Below are 17629 nucleotides of genomic sequence, written 5' to 3'. Positions count from 1 at the left end.
TTAATGTACGGATATGGTGGATATGGTGGAGGATTTGGTTATGGTGGTGGATTCGGTGGCGGCTGCGGTGGCGGTTGCGGATTTGGATCAGGCTTCGCATTAATCGTTGTCTTGTTCATTCTGTTGATTATCATCGGTGCTTCATTCTGTTGCTAATTGAATAACTAAAAGACCAGTTGATAAAGCTGGTCTTTTCTTTATGCAGGGAATTTGGTGGTTTGACTGGGAATCTTTACAGAATCCATAATTGTTTACTGATAGGATAAGGATATATACAGTACAGGCAATACATAACCATTCCTTTTTCCAATACGGTACAACGGGAATGACGAGAGGATGCCAATGATGAGGAAAACGGCGCCAAAAGGATTCGAAAGGAAATTATGACTCCCAGTTTTTTTGCAGGGAAGATTGGAAAAGGGAATTTCAGTACTTAAGAGTCTTGGTTGTTCTTTATTCACCATTTCTGCTAAAATAACGACAGATGTAATTAATTTAGGGGGATAAAGATATGAAACCTTCCCATTTACAAGCAGGGGATGAAATTCGCGTTATTGCTCCCTCAAGAAGTTTGGCGATTGTCAAAGGGGAACAGCGCAGATTGGCAGAAGAAAGATTGACTGAGCTTGGTTTTAAAGTGACATATGGTAAAACGGCTTTGTTCCATGATGACTTTTTCTCGAATTCGATTGAAGACCGGGTCGAGGATTTGCATGAGGCCTTCAGGGATCCGAATGTTAAGGGAATCTTTACAGCCATCGGGGGGTATAACGCTAACCAATTGTTACGATATATCGATTACGAGTTGATAAAGGAAAATCCAAAAGTGTTGATGGGGTATAGTGATATAACCGCAATTTTACTGGCCATTCATAAAAAAACAGGCTTAACTACATACTCAGGCCCTCATTTCTCGACGTTCGGGATGAAGGCTGGTCTGGAATATACGATGGAATATTTTAAAAAGGCTGTTACTGAAAGTGAAGGCTTTTATCTTGATCCAAGTGAAACGTGGAGTGATGACTCTTGGCATTTAGAACAGGATGACCGAACTTTCCACCCGAATGCTGGATATATGGTCATTCAGGAAGGCGAAGCGGCTGGGACGATCATTGGGGGAAACCTTTGTACACTCAATCTATTGCAAGGTACAGAGTTTATGCCTTCTTTAAAGGACAGTATCCTTTTCATAGAAGATGACGAAGAAAGCCATCCATTCAGCTTTGACCGGGATTTACAATCCTTGCTGCATCAGCCAGATGCAAGTGGGATTAAAGGAATCGTCATAGGCCGTTTCCAAAAGGATTCGGGAATGACTGAATATGCTTTGCAGGAAATCATTGCTTCCAAAAAGGAGATAAATGGGATACCCGTCATTGCTAATGCCAATTTTGGTCATGTACATCCATTTGTGACGGTGCCGGTTGGTGCAAATGCAGTAATGAAAGTGGAGAACGGAAAAGCAACGATCCATATCCATTCATGATACAATTTGATGACGCCGTTCAAAAAGTGGACGGTGTTTTATCTGTTCAGGGTATGTATAAATGTATTTTTCATTTTGGAGTATTTTAGGAGTCTTTCCGCTTACCAACACTGGAAATAGTCCTATTTTACAAGCATTATTAGGGAATATGAGTCTAATTGTTCAAATTCTATATTTTTCTGATATAATACTAAGAGATTTAAAATAGAAAAGGTGATTATGTGTTATTAACAATTCCCGCATCCATTCGTTTAGAAGGGGCTTTGGCCGAGTATAATAAAAAAGGCCGTGTGAGCCATACATGTTTCGTCTGTAACGAAGACACTTCTAATGGGGATGCAAGTAACTTGAACTACTATAAGTTAGGAACCAAAAAAGTTTGTCATTCCTGCATGAAAAATGTTTTGCGTCATCCGTCTTTAAAAGAGTATGAATATGTACATACATCAGTTATCGATAAAACTGCTTTTTATAAAAATGTGCTGGCTGTTTTAAAGGATGAAAGTTTTTTGGAGTCAATTCGTGAAGAAAAACTAAATAGCGTATTGTAAGAAAAAAGTGTATCTCTTGTGGATACACTTTTTTTGTTCCTATTTTTTTCCGAACATGAAACCAAGAAATTTATCCGTTTACATGCATAGGTCAATTTCCTTAGCAAGATTGCCTTCATCTGGACATACACTTTACAATAATGCATTTGTTTATAAAGAGAAGGAGTGTGTGGGTTTATGGAGCAGTCCTCATTGATCAAGCCGGTCCTGGGAGGAACCTACCCGACTATCAGTCATGGTCAGGGAGTGTTTTTATACGACAAAGAAGGAAAGGATTACCTTGATGCTTCTTCCGGTGCTGTTACTGCCAATATTGGCCATGGCGTCCAGGAAATCATGGAGGCGATGGTAAAACAGGCTCGACAGGTTTCATTTGTATATCGTTCCCAATTTACCAGTGAAGCTGCAGAGAATCTTGCCGGAAAAATTGCTGAATTGACCAAAGGGGATCTGACATATAGCTTTTTTGTAAACAGCGGCTCCGAAGCGACTGAAACTGCATTGAAAATTGCCATCCAGCATTGGCAGGAAAAAGGGAAGCCCAAGAAACAGAGAGTCATATCGAGGTGGATGAGCTACCATGGTATCACGATGGGGGCTCTTTCAATGTCTGGCCATCCGATTCGCCGGGAACGATTTACTCCTTTACTTGAATCATATCCTTCTGTATCTCCTCCATATTGTTACCGGTGTCCACTCCAACTTGATCCCCATACGTGTGGTATGGCCTGTGCTTCTGAATTGGAAGCGTCGATCCGGCGTATTGGCAGTGAAAATATAGCTGCTTTCATCGCAGAACCTGTTATTGGAGCAGCCGGAGGTGCCATTATTCCTCCTGATGGTTATTTTCAAAAACTCAAGAAAATCTGCGAAGAGAATGATATTTTATTCATTGCCGATGAAGTCATGACTGGATTTGGACGTACCGGTAGGATGCTTGCTTCCGAATATTGGGATGTGGAACCTGATATCGTAACATTTGGTAAAGGTATGAGTGGCGGGTATACCCCGATAGCGGCCGCAGTAATGACCAAAAACGTGATGGAGCCAATAATCAAAGGCTCGAAGTCAATTATCGGAGGCCATACGCTTAGTGCAAATCCATTATCGTGTGCGGTTTCTTTGGCCGTTTTAGAATATGTCGAGAGGAATGAACTTGTCGAAAAATCAGCCGATAGGGGAAAGGACCTAATTAGGGGCCTGAAGAAGTTAGCTGGGAAGTATTCCTTTATCGGTGATATACGTGGCAGGGGTTTATTGATTGGCATCGAATTTGTTCAGGATAAAGCCACGAAGTCCCCATTTCCGAAGGAGGCTGATGTGACCAATGAAATCATTGAATTGGGAATGAGGAATGGAATACTGCTGTATCCCGCGGCGGCAGGCCTTGACGGTGTGACCGGGGCAGCCATCATCATCTCCCCCCCGTTAACGATATCGGAAGAGGAGTGTGCAGAATTGTTAATGCGGATCGATATAACTTTTCAGCAATTCAATGAATCCAAAGGAAAACGTCCAGCACAACAAGGAAGTGAGTCATAGTGCCGGAAAATACATTCCAGAAGATTTGTCGTTTGGAGGATGTCCGCCATCTCTTTAAAGATAATCAGTCCATCCTGTATGGGGGGTTCGGTGGCATAGGGACACCTCCAGGATTGATCAATTTGATTTTGGAGTCAGGTATAAAGGGTTTAACCTTGATTGGGAACGATACAGGTTTCCCTGATATAGGAATTGGAAAACTTGTCACCCAACGCCGTGCGAAAAAAATCATCGTTTCCCATATCGGTTCCAATCCAAATGCAGGACTATTGATGAACAATGGAGAGCTCGAAGTGGAGTTCTCTCCGCAAGGGACGCTTGTCGAACGCATCAGGGCCGGGGGGATGGGGCTAGGTGGGGTATTGACTGATATTGGAATTGAGGCTGATTTCGTCCGGGACGGCAAGCAAACAGTAAAGCTAGGTGAGAAAAATTATCTGGTGGAATCTGCATTAACTGCCGATATTGCCATTGTTTATGCAGAAATGGCAGATCCTTATGGAAATCTCATCTTTGATAAAAGCGCCAGGAATACGAATCCACTTGTAGCTACGGCCGGACAAATCACTATAGTCGAAGCCATGCAAATCGTTCCGCTTGGCTCTTTGGATCCAGAGGACATCATTGTACCGGGTGCCTTTGTGGATTATATCATTCCATCAAAAGGAGTCGATTGGAAATGGGTTTGGGAACCGAAGATAGAAATCGAATAGCGAAACGGGCAGCATCAGAAATAAGCGATGGGATGCTGGTCAATTTGGGAATTGGCATTCCATCCCTTGTACCGAATCATCTTTTGAATGACCATAAGGTTATGTTTCATGCTGAAAATGGCCTTGTAGGTATTGGCAGTTCTCCTGAAAAGGGTAAAGAAGATGCCCATCTTTGCAATGCTGGGGGGCTGCCGATCACCATTAGAGCGGGGGCTTCCTACTGCGACAGTACGGTTGCATTTGGGATGATACGGCGCGGCAGGGTTGATATCACGATTCTTGGAGCCCTTCAAGTAAGTGAAGTGGGGGATCTCGCTAATTGGATTGTCCCGGGAAAGCGGGTGCCAGGCATGGGCGGTGCCATGGAATTGGCTGCAAAGGCAAAAAAGGTCATCGTCTTAATGGAACATACCGATAAAGCGGGCATGTCTAAATTAGTCAAAAAATGTACGTTGCCGTTAACCGCCAAGAAATGCGTACATATGATCATCACTGAGCTAGGGGTGTTTTCTGTAAATTCGGAAGGCCTTTTATTAACTGATGTATTTGAACCGTTCAGTATTCAGGAAATCAGGAATCGGACCGAAGCCTTGTTTACCGTCTCAGAAAACATCCATATTTTAAAAGAATGAGAGAGGAGAATGGATATGTATGAGGAAAAAATAAGAAAATGGTTGAATGATTCAAGGACGAATGGGATTCAGCTTTTGCAAAAACTGGTTCAGGAACCGAGTAAAAGGGGGCAAGAAGGAAGTGCACAAGCCATAGTGGTCGAGAAGTGCAGACAACTGGGTCTTGAAATAGATCTATGGGAAATCGGGGATGAACAATTAAGGAAACATCCCCATTTTTATTGTGACCGCAGGGATTTTAAAGGGAATCCGAACCTTGTGGCTATTAAAAGAGGAACCGGCAAGGGGAAATCCCTCATTTTAAACGGCCATATTGATGTAGTTCCTGAAGGAGATCATGCAGCATGGCATGATGATCCGTATAGCGGCAAGTTAATGGACGGAAAAGTGTTCGGGCGGGGAACGACAGATATGAAAGGCGGCAATGTTTCTTTATTGCTAGCCATTGAAGCGATTGTCGAATCTGGAATCCAATTAAAGGGGGATTTGATTTTTCAGAGTGTGATTGAGGAGGAAAGCGGTGGTGCCGGTACACTTGCGGCAGTCATCCGAGGGTACGAAGCTGATGGGGCAATCATTCCGGAGCCTACCAATATGAAACTATTTCCTTTACAGCAAGGTTCGATGTGGTTTCGACTGAAAATAAAGGGCAAGTCTGCACATGGAGGCACGAGGTATGAAGGAGTCAGTGCAATTGATAAATCGGTTAGTGTAATGAAAGAAATCAAGAGGCTTGAACAAGAACGGAATGAGTCACTCCGTCATTCACTCTATAAAAATGTACCCATCCCCATTCCGATCAACATAGGTAGCATTCAAAGTGGGAATTGGCCTTCTTCCGTGCCGGATATAGCCGTACTTGAAGGAAGATTCGGTGTCGCACCTAAAGAGACCATGGAAGAGGCACAGAAATCACTAATACAGCGAATAGATGCTTTAAACCAGAGTGATGAATGGTTCAAAGAAAAACCTATTGAATTAGAATGGTTTGGGGCCAGATGGCTCCCTGGCAATCTCGAAATGGATCATCCGCTTATGAAAACCATTGGCACATACTATGAAAAAGTGGTGGGGGAAGCCCCGCTTGTCGAAGCGTCCCCTTGGGCGACGGATGGAGGGTATCTTTCAGGGGTTGGTTCGACTCCCGTAGTTGTATTTGGACCAGGGGAAACAAAAATGGCCCATGATTCCAACGAATATATAGAAGTGAATAAAATGATGGAGGTTGCAGAAATCATCGCATTGACCATAATTGAATGGTGTGGCGTGGAACCGCAATAATTATTTTCCCCGGGGTCTGATTCTAGAAGGGGTCAGGCCTTCTTTTACAATGATCGATTGATGTGAAAGGAGTGAGACAAATGGAGACGGGAATGATTGAAAAAAGAATTCAAAAGCAAAGGTGCACAATACATATCACGATCGACCAATTTAATAAGCGGGTCAGGGTTGATGATTATCTAGGTCATTTTCAAGAATGCGTAGAGGAGTCTCTGAAGGTAGCTAAAGGTATGTCAGCGGAGAAAATCATCTTCAAGTCACGCAAGGAAAACGTTCTGGAATTACTTGCCCAGGGCTTTTTATATGAAGGAAGCATTGATAAATTCTTTTTGGGAAGCGATTGTTTCTTCCTTGTTAAATATAAGAGGAATGAAAGGCGAAACAGTGAAGAATGGGAAAAGGAAGATCAAATCCTCTCGGATATTCAGAGTCTGCCGATAAAAACCGGACTAGATGATCCACCTTCAGCTTATCAAGGCCGTATGGCGGAAGTTACCGATGCACTTCAGCTGTCACAATTGTATGGGAAAGTCTTCGAAGTGTATCCCACTCCGATGAATGATCCGTCATATGTGAAAAAGTGCATGGAAAAGGGAACGGTTTTTTATGTTTTTGTTCATGAAGGGAGAATCGTCAGTGCTGCTTCCGCAGAAATTGATTCTTTTTATCGTAATGCGGAAATCACTGATTGTGCAACATTGCCGGAACATCGGCAGTATGGTTTGATGAAACACTTGATTTCCGCACTAGAAGACTATCTTATTTCGCATGGGATTTTTTGTATCTATTCAATTGCCCGGTCGCTCTCATTCGGTATGAATGCTGCATTGCATCAGCATGGATACTCGTACCGCGGACGTTTGGCCAATAATTGTTATATCTTAGATAAACTGGAAGACATGAACCTTTGGGTGAAAAATTTTACTTGAATGCTCATTTTTAGGCGGTTCATGACAAGTTTTTGGCATTTCCTCATATACATCTAGGAATAAGGTCTAGAGGAGGGATATCTTGCCAAGTGAATTTTTTAATACAAGTGAAGTGTTGGAAGCGATATTAGAAACCATTGATGAAGGCATTCATGTGATAGATCCAAAGGGACAGACCATCTTTTATAACGGAGTGGCGGCCAATCATGATGGGATGAAAAGAAGTGAGGTGCTTGGAAAACCGTTGCTTGAAGCCTTTCCTTCTTTGAATCACAAATCATCGACATTACTACGGGTCATTAAATCTGAAAAACCAATCTACAACCATAGTCAATCGTATGTAAATGCACATGGGCGAATCATTGAGACGCTAAATACGACGCTCCCCATATATGTGGATGGGTTTATGATAGGTGCAATAGAAATTGCCAAGGATTATTCAAGCTTGAAGCAATTATCTGAAAGATTGGCTGACCTGGAAAGCTCGCTCAAGACAATCAAAAGTCCTGAAAAAAAAACGCCTGGGAACGGCCGATTGTATTCTTTTACTGAAATCCTGACAAATGATACGGGGTTTAAAGGTTTGATATCACAAGGGAAAAAGGCTGCCCGCTCCTCTTCATCGGTATTGGTTTATGGGGAAAGTGGTGTAGGAAAAGAGCTTTTTGTTCAAAGCATCCACAAGGATTCGAGCCGCAGCAAAGAACCATTCATTGCGCAAAATTGTGCGGCCTTGCCAGAAAATTTATTGGAATCTCTCCTATTCGGTACCGCTAAAGGAAGTTACACTGGTGCCATGGAACGCCAGGGATTGTTTGAATTAGCCAACGGCGGAACCTTGTTTTTGGATGAATTGCAATCGATGCCGATTGACTTGCAAGCAAAGCTTCTGCGTGTGCTTGAAGATGGGTTCATAAGGAGGATAGGCGGTACAAAGAGTGTTCAGGTGGATGTCAGGATCATGGCAGCGATGAATATAAATCCTATAAAGGCGGTATCGGAAAACAGGCTGAGGCCAGATTTATTTTACAGATTAAACGTATTGAGCTACGAGCTGCCTCCGCTAAAGGAACGGACTGATGACATACCCCTTCTTACAGAACATTTCATATCAATTTTTAACAGTAAATTAGGACTGTCCATAAAGGGCATTGATGAGCAGGCAAAGGTTTTTTTTCAGGAATATCATTGGCCTGGAAACGTAAGGGAGCTAAAACATACGATAGAATTCATGATGAACCATACTGAGAAGGATGTTTTGAACATGGAAGATCTGCCCCAGTTTTTAAAAAAGGGTTCCCCTTCCTCATCAGAAAAAATAATTCCCCTTCGTGAGGCCATGATTGAAATGGAAACAAAATTGATTACTGAGGCCCTTCTTCAAACGAACGGAAATGTTTTTCAGGCATCGAGGCTATTGCAGATTCCAAGGCAGACCTTACAATATAAAATAAAAAAACATATTTGAATCTGAAAAAACCGGATGCAGCCAGCTGTCCGGTTTTTTTTAGGTGCCTTCGAATTTTGGTGTCATTTTGGCACACTTCTTGCATTTAATACTACTATCATAACTCAGGAGGTATAACCATGTTATTTGACTTATATAAGCCAGATCGCAATTGGAAAGATATAGAGCTCTGGAAAGATGTAACCGAAGAACAATGGAACAACTGGCTGTGGCAGCTTACGAATACGATCCGAACTGTTGATGATTTGAAAAAGGTGATAAACCTGACTCCGGATGAAGAGGAAGGTGTGAGGATTTCCATAAAAACCATCCCATTGAATATCACCCCATATTATGCTTCGTTAATGAATAAAGATGACCCAAGGTGTCCAATCAGAATGCAATCGGTTCCCATCTCGGAAGAAATGCATAAAACCAAATATGACATGGAAGACCCCCTTCATGAGGATGAGGACTCCCCTGTACCGGGACTGACCCATAGATATCCGGATCGTGTCCTTTTTTTGGTGACGAATCAGTGCTCCATGTACTGCCGTTATTGTACGAGAAGACGCTTTTCAGGCCAAATTGGAATGGGCGTGCCCAAAAAACAATTGGACGCTGCAATCGGTTATATACGTGACACACCGGCAGTTCGGGATGTCCTTATTTCCGGCGGTGACGGATTATTGATCAATGATACGATCCTTGAATATATCCTCAAAAATTTAAGGGAAATTCCTCATGTTGAAATAATCAGGATAGGTACACGGGCTCCGGTTGTTTTTCCTCAAAGAATCACTGAAAATTTATGTACCATTTTAAAAAAGTATCATCCGGTTTGGCTGAATACTCATTTCAATACCTCAATCGAAATTACCGAAGAGTCAAAGAAAGCATGTGAGATGCTTGCCGATGCAGGAGTACCTGTGGGTAATCAGGCCGTTATTTTAGCGGGGATAAATGACAGTGTCGCTATCATGAAAAAGCTGATGCATGACCTTGTCAAGATTCGGGTTCGACCATACTATATTTATCAGTGCGATCTATCGGAAGGCATCGGTCATTTCAGGGCTCCCATATCAAAAGGGATTGAAATCATCGAGGGACTACGTGGCCATACATCCGGGTATGCCGTTCCAACCTTTGTTGTCGATGCACCAGGGGGTGGCGGGAAAATCACATTACAACCGAATTATATCCTTTCACAATCACCGACAAAAACAGTGCTTCGTAATTTTGAAGGAGTGATTACAACATATCCCGAACCTGAGCACTACACACCAGGGCTTGCAGATGATTATTTCAAAGGGATATACCCTGAAATGGAAGAAAAACGGTCAGATATAGGAATTGCTGGTTTGATGAACGACAAGCAATTTAATTTGGTCCCTGAAGGACTGAAGCGAATGAATCGACGGGAAAATTATGGGACCAACCCAGAGCATGCTTCATTGAAAAACCAGCGTGAAAAGAGAGATCTGTTAAAAGAAAAGAAATTCCAGGCACAGCAAAAAAAGAGCACTCCAAAGGGAGATGAATAGCATGGAGACGTGTCCATGGTGTGAGAAAGGGAAGCTTGCATCGGTAAAGGGGACGGTGTATTGGGAACTGCCGGATGGTTCGAGGGCTGTTGAAATTGATGAAACGCCATCGTTCCATTGTGATAATTGCCATGCGCTATTTCAGAGTGATGAAACGACTAAAGAGATTGAAGACCAGCTGTTTTTAATTGATACGAAACAGTTAGGGAAACAGACGACGTATGACGGGTTATTGAAGATGAAGCGGGTGTTAAAGCGGAATTATTTTGACTTTGGGGAATAACAAAATAATTAGAAGTTGCCTCATCTACTTTTTTTGGTGAGGTTTTTCTGTGCGCCCGGCGGTGCGGTCTATAGGGTGCACATCTCGAACGGTGAAGGCATTAGTAGCGGTGGCTTTCCGTGGTGACGCGGAATTCTGAAGTGAATTGAGATGGATTATTTAGAAGCCTCTTTTGGAGAGGTCTTTTGAAATTTCTTTAATAAAACAACTAATTTTTATTTTCAAAATACGAAGAGCAGAAATAATAATGAAGCTAATTAACAAAATTAAGATCCCTGCGGCTGTCGTAATGTTCTCGTAAATCTTACCAGGTAACAGCAACGAAGTGATAATAATCACCGCCATCTGCGAGGTTCAAAAGGAGTGTTGTTACCCCAAATAAATGAAACGGTCATCGTTGAAAAACCAGCTAAGATAATAGTTGCGTTATTTATCCAGTGCCGTTACAAAAGGACTTTCCTTTTATTAAACGCCACATGTGCAGCCATATAAACTGCAAGTCGGAGTGAAATGATATAAATCACCACTTGTACTATTAACATAATGATAACCGCTTTGGGAGCATCTTCCTTCCTTTTAAGTCTCATGGCCATAAGTCCAATTACTTCTTCCTCCATAACCGTAAAAGTCATAGATTAAGAATGACCAAAAACCTTTCCAGCCTTTCGGGAAATAGTTCATTGACTAAAATTAGGCAACCCAGCATGTTTTACATCCCCGTGAATCCATCCGACACGGCAGCCCTGCAAGAATAATAAAATAACAATAGCCGCCGTTTTGATAACGGTCAGTAAATAAAACCCTCATTGCCGATTAAAACGACAATAATCGTGAGAATGGCGTATCCAGCTGCAAAGAGCCAAAGAGGAACATTTGGAAACCAAAATCTTGATAAGGTCGAAAGAGCCGTTAATTGGCCACCCATAAGGAGGATGTTTGAACTCCAATAGTTCCAGCCGCGTTAAATTTGACCCAACGCCCATAAGTTTGTTTGCATAGTAGCAGAAAGATCCAACTTGAGGATCTTCAGCCGTCATTTTAGCTAATAAGCTGTATACAATATAGGTTCCAAATAGCTGCGAAAAAAATCCAGTACAAATAGTGCAGCAAACCCCTATTAAGGACAATTGCCACCTTTTTAAATTTTCTTCTTCACTACCCTTATTATGACCACTAGGAAAAAAAATCCATGCAGTAACTCCCCACATATTCAAATTCCTTTTCAAAGCAAGTAGGTATTTAAATTACCTGTTTCTCTGAACATTCTCTATTGAATTCATACATATTCATCCCGCCTAAAAATGCAATTGTGAGAAATTACCATTCTTAATACACGTTTTTTGGGATAACTTCATTTTTTGTGGATAACTTAGAAATGAAATCTTAAATCTTAAATGAAAGGATACATATATGAAAACAAAATGGGTTTTATTTGCTATTCTTTCTACCATAGTCAATCTGCTTTCTGGCTGTGAATCATTAGCGGTCTTAGATCCTAAAGGACCTCAAGCCCAAACGCAAGCAAATGTGATTTGGCTATCAATTGCGATCATGACGGTTATTGTTATTGTTGTTTGTGCTATTTTAGTCTTTGTGTTAGCGAAATACCGTGACTCTAAACTACCCAAAGATTATGAACCACCCTACATTGAAGGGAATCATGTTGTTGAATCGATTATTGTGGGGGTGCCAATTTTAATCGTCATTTTCTTCTCCGTTGTTTCTGTAATTTCCAACAATAAAGTGGAAGCCACGCCGGAAGGGTACAAAGGTCAAGATCCATTAGTTATTTACGCTTCGTCATCTGACTGGAAGTGGCATTTTAGTTATCCAGAAAACGATATCGAGACAATAAACTACTTGTATATTCCAACAAATCGACCACTTGAATTTAAACTTTATTCATTCGGGCCTATCACGAGTTTCTGGATTCCACAACTTGGCGGTCAAAAATATGCCATGTCTAACATGGTGACCACATTACACTTAGCAGCGGACGAATCAGGGGAAATGATGGGACGAAATGCAAACTTTAGTGGGAAAGGATTCGCAGAAAATACGTTCCACGTCGAAGCGATATCTCAAGATAAGTTTGATGAATGGGTAAAGGAAGTTAAAGAAACTGCGAATCCTATTACTGAAGTAAGATTCAATGAATTATTAAAACCGGGTCATGAGGGACAGTTAACGTTTACTGGAACACATTTAGGCTTCTCACCAGCTCCAGAAGGTGAAAATGCTGGACATCATCATGGTTCAAGTGACTCTAACTCGAATTCAAAAGGTGAACATATGGAGCATGATCATAAGTCAAGTAATAGTAAAGAAAAATCAGCACACAATCATGAATAATTTCTTAGTCCAACTCAAGAAAAATCGTTTCAGAAAGGAAACACAAAAGTATGGGTTTTTTCTCTAGATTTCTTATACCAAATCCTAGTCCTGTCATTTACTCATCAATGGTGGCCATTGGTGTTACTGTTCTCTTGATCATTGTTGGTTTAACCCACTTTAAAAAATGGTTTCATTTATGGAGTGGCTGGCTTACAACGGTCGATCATAAAAGAATAGGTATTATGTATCTTATATCTGCGTTGTTGATGCTATTTCGTGGTGGAGTAGATGCTGTGATGATGCGTGCGCAACTTGCCGTACCGGATAACAAATTATTAGATTCACAGCACTATAATGAAATTTTTTCAACACACGGGGTTGTGATGATTCTCTTTATGGCGATGCCGTACATTATGGCCTTAATGAATTTCGTAGTGCCATTACAAATTGGAGCCCGAGATGTAGCATTCCCACGTCTAAATGCCATAAGTTTCTGGTTGTTTTTTATGGGTGCGATGCTATTCAACATCTCTTTTGTAATTGGTGGTTCTCCTGATGCAGGGTGGTCATCTTATTTCCCGCTTGCAGGTAATGAATTTAGCCCGCATGTTGGAACGAATTATTATATGATTGGTATTCAGATAGCCGGAATAGGCACATTAATGACGGGGATAAACTTTTTGACGACCATTCTTAAAATGAGAGCACCTGGTATGACATTAATGAAACTGCCAATGTTTACATGGTCTTCTTTAGTCACAAGCATTATTATCATTTTCGCATTCCCTGTATTAACAGTGGCGCTGATCATGGGAACAATGGATCGACTATTCGCAACCAAGTTTTTCACAATCACTGATGGCGGTATGGATATGCTTTGGGCTAACCTGTTCTGGGTTTGGGGACATCCTGAAGTATATATCTTAATCTTGCCTGCATTTGGTCTTTTTAGTGAGATTATCCCAACCTTTTCACGACGTAACCTATATGGCTATCGATCAATGGTTGCTTCAATGGTATTTATCTCTATATATTCATTCTTCGTTTGGACGCACCATTTCTTTACAATGGGGCAAGCAGCATATGTTAATAGTATTTTCTCGATTACAACGATGGTAATTGCTATTCCGACTGGAATCAAGATCTTTAACTGGTTGTTCACGATGTGGAAAGGTAGAATCAGATTTACTGTACCTATGCTTTATTCAATAGGTTTCATACCTCTTTTCACAATAGGTGGAGTTACCGGGGTTATGCTTGCGATGTCAGCGGCGGATTATCAATACCATAATACAATGTTTTTAGTAGCTCACTTCCACAATGTCATTATTCCGGGTGTAGTATTTGCTGTGCTTGGTGCCGGTACTTACTACTGGCCGAAAATGTTTGGTTTCATGTTAAATGAAAGAATTGGGAAATGGGCGTTCTGGTTTCTAACCATTGGTTTTTGCTTAGCATTCTTCCCTATGTATATCACTGGTTTAGATGGTCAAGCACGTCGTATGTACACATTTTCTGAATCGACTGGATTTGGACCATTGAATATGATTTCGTTTATCGGGACAGCATTAATGGCAATCAGTTTTGTATTAATCGTATATACGATTTATTATAGCATTCGCCATGCTTCAAGAGATGTTAGTGATGATCCGTGGGATGCACGTTCCCTTGAATGGGCTACTCATAACCCCGTACCAGAATATAACTTTGCTATTATTCCACAAGTGAACTCAAGGGAAACGTTTTGGGATGCTAAATATAAAGGTCATGAATTATTCAAGGGTGACTATGAAAAAATTCATATGCCCAATAACACCGGCGGACCGTTTATCATGTCCTGCATCTTCTTTGTCTTTGGATTTGCGTTAGTATTCAGCATATGGTTTCTTGCGATTATTGGGTTAATCGGTATCTTTGTTTGCATGGCTTATCGTTCATTCGAAATAGATCATGGGCATTACATTTCTGTTGAAGAAATTAAAGAGACAGAAGCAAAATTTGGGGGTGTTAGTAAATGGAAATAGATCACTCGCAACCTCTTGAATATAGTACGGAACAAAATCGTCTAAATATTTTAGGCTTCTGGATTTTCCTTGGAGCCGAAATTATGCTTTTTGGCACACTCTTTGCATCATATTTTACATTAGTTGATCGTACGGGTAACGGTCCTATTGGAGCAGAAATTTTTGAAATCACTCCAGTACTTGCTGAAACATTTTTGCTCTTAACAAGCAGCTTTGTCATCGGGCTTGGAATTCATGCAATGCGACTTGGCAACAAGAAAGCCATGTTGACATTCTTCGTAATCACTCTTCTTCTTGGAGTAGGATTCATAGGATTTGAAATTACTGAGTTCATTACCTATTATCGCGAAGGAGCTACACTGCAAACTAGTGCATTTACATCGATGCTCTTTACAACATTAGGGACACATGGAGCACATGTAACATTAGGACTTTTCTGGGGGTCATTCATTATCCTTCAAGTGAAAAACCGCGGATTGACACCTGAAACAGCCAATAAATCCTTCATTTTTTCTCTTTACTGGCATTTCCTGGATATCGTTTGGATCTTCATCTTCACCTTTATCTACATGAAAGGAATGACATAAACATGAAGGAATTTTTCCCGGCTAAACAAGTATGGGGTTTTGTATTTTCATTGATTTTGACGGTTGTAGCCCTTTTGGTTTACTTTTTCAATATGTCAAAAGCAACAGGCATGACGATTTTTATATTGACAGCATTCATACAAGCAGCTGTTCAACTAGTTGTGTTTATGCACGCTCGAGAAACTGATGATAGCAAATCAATTTTTATGACTCTATATTGCGCTATATTCCTAGCTCTAATTACTGTCTTGGGTACAATATTATGTATGATTTGGGGTTGGAGTTATTGATATGAAACAGTTTGGAAAACAGAAGGTGAATGAAGAGTAATTGAAGTTGGAAATAGGGACAATGAGCCATGAATAGGAAAAAGTTTAGAATGCACTATCACAATATAACTGCTGATAAAGGGGTATGGCTTTTGTAATTCCCTTTTAAGGTTATTTCCAACGTTTAAACATTCTCGCTATTCAAATTAAATAATACACTCTACTCTAATGGATGCATTGTTATTTAAGTATATGTATTTAATGTTTTGCTTATGGAATCTAACTAATGGGGGTCTTTAGTAACAGAAACAAGCGATTTGCTGGGGGAAATAGCCACTGATAGTGCCTGGGGAAAAGTAATAGCAAGGTGTTTGATGTGGGGAAAGGGTATCAAAAAGAAATTACTATTTCTCCAGATGCAATGAAAGCTTATCAAGAACTTCATCGTGAAAATCCTACTCGTGAGTTATATGTTCTTCATACTAATCGTAAGAACCTCAATATCAAAAAAATGTGTAGGTGTAAGGCGATAGTGAAAAGACTGGATTTATTACAGCAAATAAAAGCAATAAATAATATGGAAAAACTAACAATAGGTCCAATTGGAAGGCAAGTAGAGATGATTATTCTATACTTGCCTTTTAATTTATATGTACTCACTTATAAAGTAAGTTAAACAAAAGCTAAGTTCTTTTTGTTCATTAAAGTAACAGATGGTGCTAGCAAAAGGAATCAGTTGAACAACCGTGTGTCTTTTGGCTTCTTTTCGCATGTTTTCTTTAGATAAGACACACATCCCATACTTACAATAAAAAACGGTGTCCCTACATTCGTGTTGATGCTCCAGGGGGAGAGGGGAAATCACACTGCAGCCGAATTATCTGATCGTTTATCTTCCATATCAGGATATACCCCAATAATCATCCGCAAGTCCAGGAGTATAATGCTCAGTATATGTTGTTATCGCACCTTCAAAATTTCGCAGCACCGTTTTTGTTGGATATTGTGAAAGGAACGAATGCATCGACGGGAAAATTACGTGACTAACCCAGAACATGCGTAATGAACATGAAATGGCTGTTGAAACTTAACTACTTTGACTTTTAGAATGGCTCTTTTCGTAAAGATTGTTGTTTTTAAAACGAAACTATTTAAGGTTGATTGGAGCGGAAATGCGAGACTCCTGCGGGAGCAGCGGGACAGGTGAGACCCCACAGTCGTTTACGCCGAGGAGGCTCACCGCCCGCACCAAGGAAAGCGAGCATCTGGAGGGGAAATCAACCACAACTCACTACCTGGTAAATAGCAACAAAGTATGTGAAAACAGCCTTTAGAATAAAGGATAAATTACCAATCCCCTCATTTTAGGCAGAAAAAGCGTAAATCGCTTTTTCTATCTTTGATGAAGGGGATTTTCCCAATCACTAAAAGTAAACAATCGGGTCATTGAATATTTGAAGTAATACCGCCCATTATGCGGCATGAATGACCATGCTTTTAATGATGAACATAAAAGGCTAAAGCGTGAATGAGTACAAAAAATTTCCCGTCTTTACAAGGATGGAATTAATAAGGAATGAGAAGGATATTTATATTGTATTTCCAGCTTATATCGAATGCGGTTTTTGTAGAAAAATCGTATATTTTTATAAATTGAGGAAGAAAAAACCAAATTGATTTCTAAAAAAGTGGACGGAAGCGAAAGTTTCCGATATATTAAAGCAGAAATCATAGTTATTTTAGGGGGGCTCGACATTATGAGACCATTTTATTTATATTTAATGAAATTTCGACAACCAAAGGAAATTGATTCAATCACTAAATTTGCCAATCATGCCTATCAGGATCATGGCTTTCCAAAACAATCGACTGATTATAATGAAGTGAGCAGTTATTTAGAATTGAATGCAGACTATCTCGAAAGTATGTCAGTATTCGATCATGCATGGGAACAATATGTCCAAATAGAAGAAGGACTCCTATTGGGAGATCAGGAATAGGGAGGAT

The 17629-nt window shown here is 40.6% G+C and carries 18 protein-coding genes and 1 pseudogene; 17 read left to right on the top strand and 2 right to left on the bottom strand.

The genetic code is table 11. From position 1 onward, the window contains the following. Nucleotides 1-3 precede the first annotated feature (3 nt). The 11 genes from SB775_RS06685 (at nucleotide 4) to SB775_RS06635 (ending at nucleotide 10408) form a co-directional block, all read left to right on the top strand. Complete coding sequence (locus tag SB775_RS06685; RefSeq protein ID WP_081108834.1) at nucleotides 4-156, top strand: YjcZ family sporulation protein; 153 nt, start codon at nucleotides 4-6, stop codon at nucleotides 154-156. A gap of 355 nt (nucleotides 157-511) precedes the next feature. After that, on the top strand, nucleotides 512-1486 hold the full coding sequence (locus SB775_RS06680) for a S66 family peptidase (protein WP_410860957.1): 975 nt from the start codon (nucleotides 512-514) through the stop codon (nucleotides 1484-1486). Between the two features lie 221 nt (nucleotides 1487-1707). Further along, complete coding sequence (locus tag SB775_RS06675; protein WP_089364046.1) at nucleotides 1708-2037, top strand: hypothetical protein; 330 nt, start codon at nucleotides 1708-1710, stop codon at nucleotides 2035-2037. 177 nt (nucleotides 2038-2214) lie between these two features. Then, nucleotides 2215-3579, top strand: coding sequence for an aspartate aminotransferase family protein (locus SB775_RS06670; protein ID WP_410860956.1), 1365 nt, complete (start codon nucleotides 2215-2217; stop codon nucleotides 3577-3579). A 23-nt stretch (nucleotides 3580-3602) separates the two neighbouring features. Beyond that, nucleotides 3603-4292, top strand: coding sequence for a CoA transferase subunit A (locus SB775_RS06665; protein ID WP_061466113.1), 690 nt, complete (start codon nucleotides 3603-3605; stop codon nucleotides 4290-4292). Further along, nucleotides 4259-4924 (top strand): 3-oxoacid CoA-transferase subunit B, encoded by a 666-nt coding sequence (locus SB775_RS06660; protein ID WP_089364044.1) that lies wholly within the window; start codon nucleotides 4259-4261, stop codon nucleotides 4922-4924. Before SB775_RS06665 ends, SB775_RS06660 begins: the two co-directional genes overlap by 34 nt. A 9-nt stretch (nucleotides 4925-4933) precedes the next feature. Then, on the top strand, nucleotides 4934-6205 hold the full coding sequence (locus SB775_RS06655; RefSeq protein ID WP_410860955.1) for a peptidase: 1272 nt from the start codon (nucleotides 4934-4936) through the stop codon (nucleotides 6203-6205). An 80-nt stretch (nucleotides 6206-6285) separates the two neighbouring features. After that, nucleotides 6286-7134: a putative beta-lysine N-acetyltransferase gene (gene ablB / locus SB775_RS06650; RefSeq protein ID WP_410860954.1), complete on the top strand. Its 849-nt coding sequence runs from the start codon at nucleotides 6286-6288 to the stop codon at nucleotides 7132-7134. 82 nt (nucleotides 7135-7216) lie between these two features. Then, nucleotides 7217-8602, top strand: coding sequence for a sigma-54 interaction domain-containing protein (locus tag SB775_RS06645; protein ID WP_410860952.1), 1386 nt, complete (start codon nucleotides 7217-7219; stop codon nucleotides 8600-8602). 119 nt (nucleotides 8603-8721) lie between these two features. Next, nucleotides 8722-10125: a lysine 2,3-aminomutase gene (gene kamA, locus SB775_RS06640; RefSeq protein WP_410860951.1), complete on the top strand. Its 1404-nt coding sequence runs from the start codon at nucleotides 8722-8724 to the stop codon at nucleotides 10123-10125. A 1-nt stretch (nucleotide 10126) separates the two neighbouring features. Then, entirely contained in the window at nucleotides 10127-10408 is a 282-nt protein-coding gene (locus SB775_RS06635) for a YokU family protein (protein WP_089364039.1), read from the top strand. Between the two features lie 210 nt (nucleotides 10409-10618). Here the strand turns inward: SB775_RS06635 and SB775_RS06630 are convergent. Next, nucleotides 10619-11616: pseudogene (locus tag SB775_RS06630) on the bottom strand (amino acid permease); the annotation flags it as partial. A gap of 202 nt (nucleotides 11617-11818) precedes the next feature. Here SB775_RS06630 and qoxA point away from each other — a divergent pair. From qoxA to SB775_RS06605, 5 genes are all read left to right on the top strand, one after another. After that, on the top strand, nucleotides 11819-12760 hold the full coding sequence (qoxA, locus tag SB775_RS06625; RefSeq protein WP_318686430.1) for a cytochrome aa3 quinol oxidase subunit II: 942 nt from the start codon (nucleotides 11819-11821) through the stop codon (nucleotides 12758-12760). Between the two features lie 50 nt (nucleotides 12761-12810). Beyond that, nucleotides 12811-14766, top strand: a complete 1956-nt coding sequence (gene qoxB / locus SB775_RS06620; protein WP_061463594.1) for a cytochrome aa3 quinol oxidase subunit I — start codon at nucleotides 12811-12813, stop codon at nucleotides 14764-14766. Continuing rightward, nucleotides 14757-15353: a cytochrome aa3 quinol oxidase subunit III gene (qoxC, locus tag SB775_RS06615; protein ID WP_061463593.1), complete on the top strand. Its 597-nt coding sequence runs from the start codon at nucleotides 14757-14759 to the stop codon at nucleotides 15351-15353. Before qoxB ends, qoxC begins: the two co-directional genes overlap by 10 nt. Nucleotides 15354-15355: 2 nt before the next feature. After that, entirely contained in the window at nucleotides 15356-15643 is a 288-nt protein-coding gene (qoxD, locus tag SB775_RS06610) for a cytochrome aa3 quinol oxidase subunit IV (RefSeq protein WP_089364036.1), read from the top strand. A gap of 355 nt (nucleotides 15644-15998) precedes the next feature. Beyond that, nucleotides 15999-16298: a hypothetical protein gene (locus tag SB775_RS06605; RefSeq protein WP_410860950.1), complete on the top strand. Its 300-nt coding sequence runs from the start codon at nucleotides 15999-16001 to the stop codon at nucleotides 16296-16298. Between the two features lie 225 nt (nucleotides 16299-16523). Here SB775_RS06605 and SB775_RS06600 read toward each other — a convergent pair whose 3' ends face one another. Then, entirely contained in the window at nucleotides 16524-16646 is a 123-nt protein-coding gene (locus tag SB775_RS06600; protein ID WP_410860974.1) for a hypothetical protein, read from the bottom strand. A gap of 733 nt (nucleotides 16647-17379) precedes the next feature. On the opposite strand from SB775_RS06600, the gene SB775_RS06595 reads away from it, so the two are divergent. Then, nucleotides 17380-17622, top strand: coding sequence for a YozE family protein (locus SB775_RS06595; RefSeq protein ID WP_061463589.1), 243 nt, complete (start codon nucleotides 17380-17382; stop codon nucleotides 17620-17622). Nucleotides 17623-17629: the final 7 nt, after the last annotated feature.

The organism is Peribacillus sp. SIMBA_075 (assembly GCF_046534585.1).
Note: the sequence above shows the minus strand (reverse complement) of the source record. Positions and strands in the feature narration are given on the sequence as shown.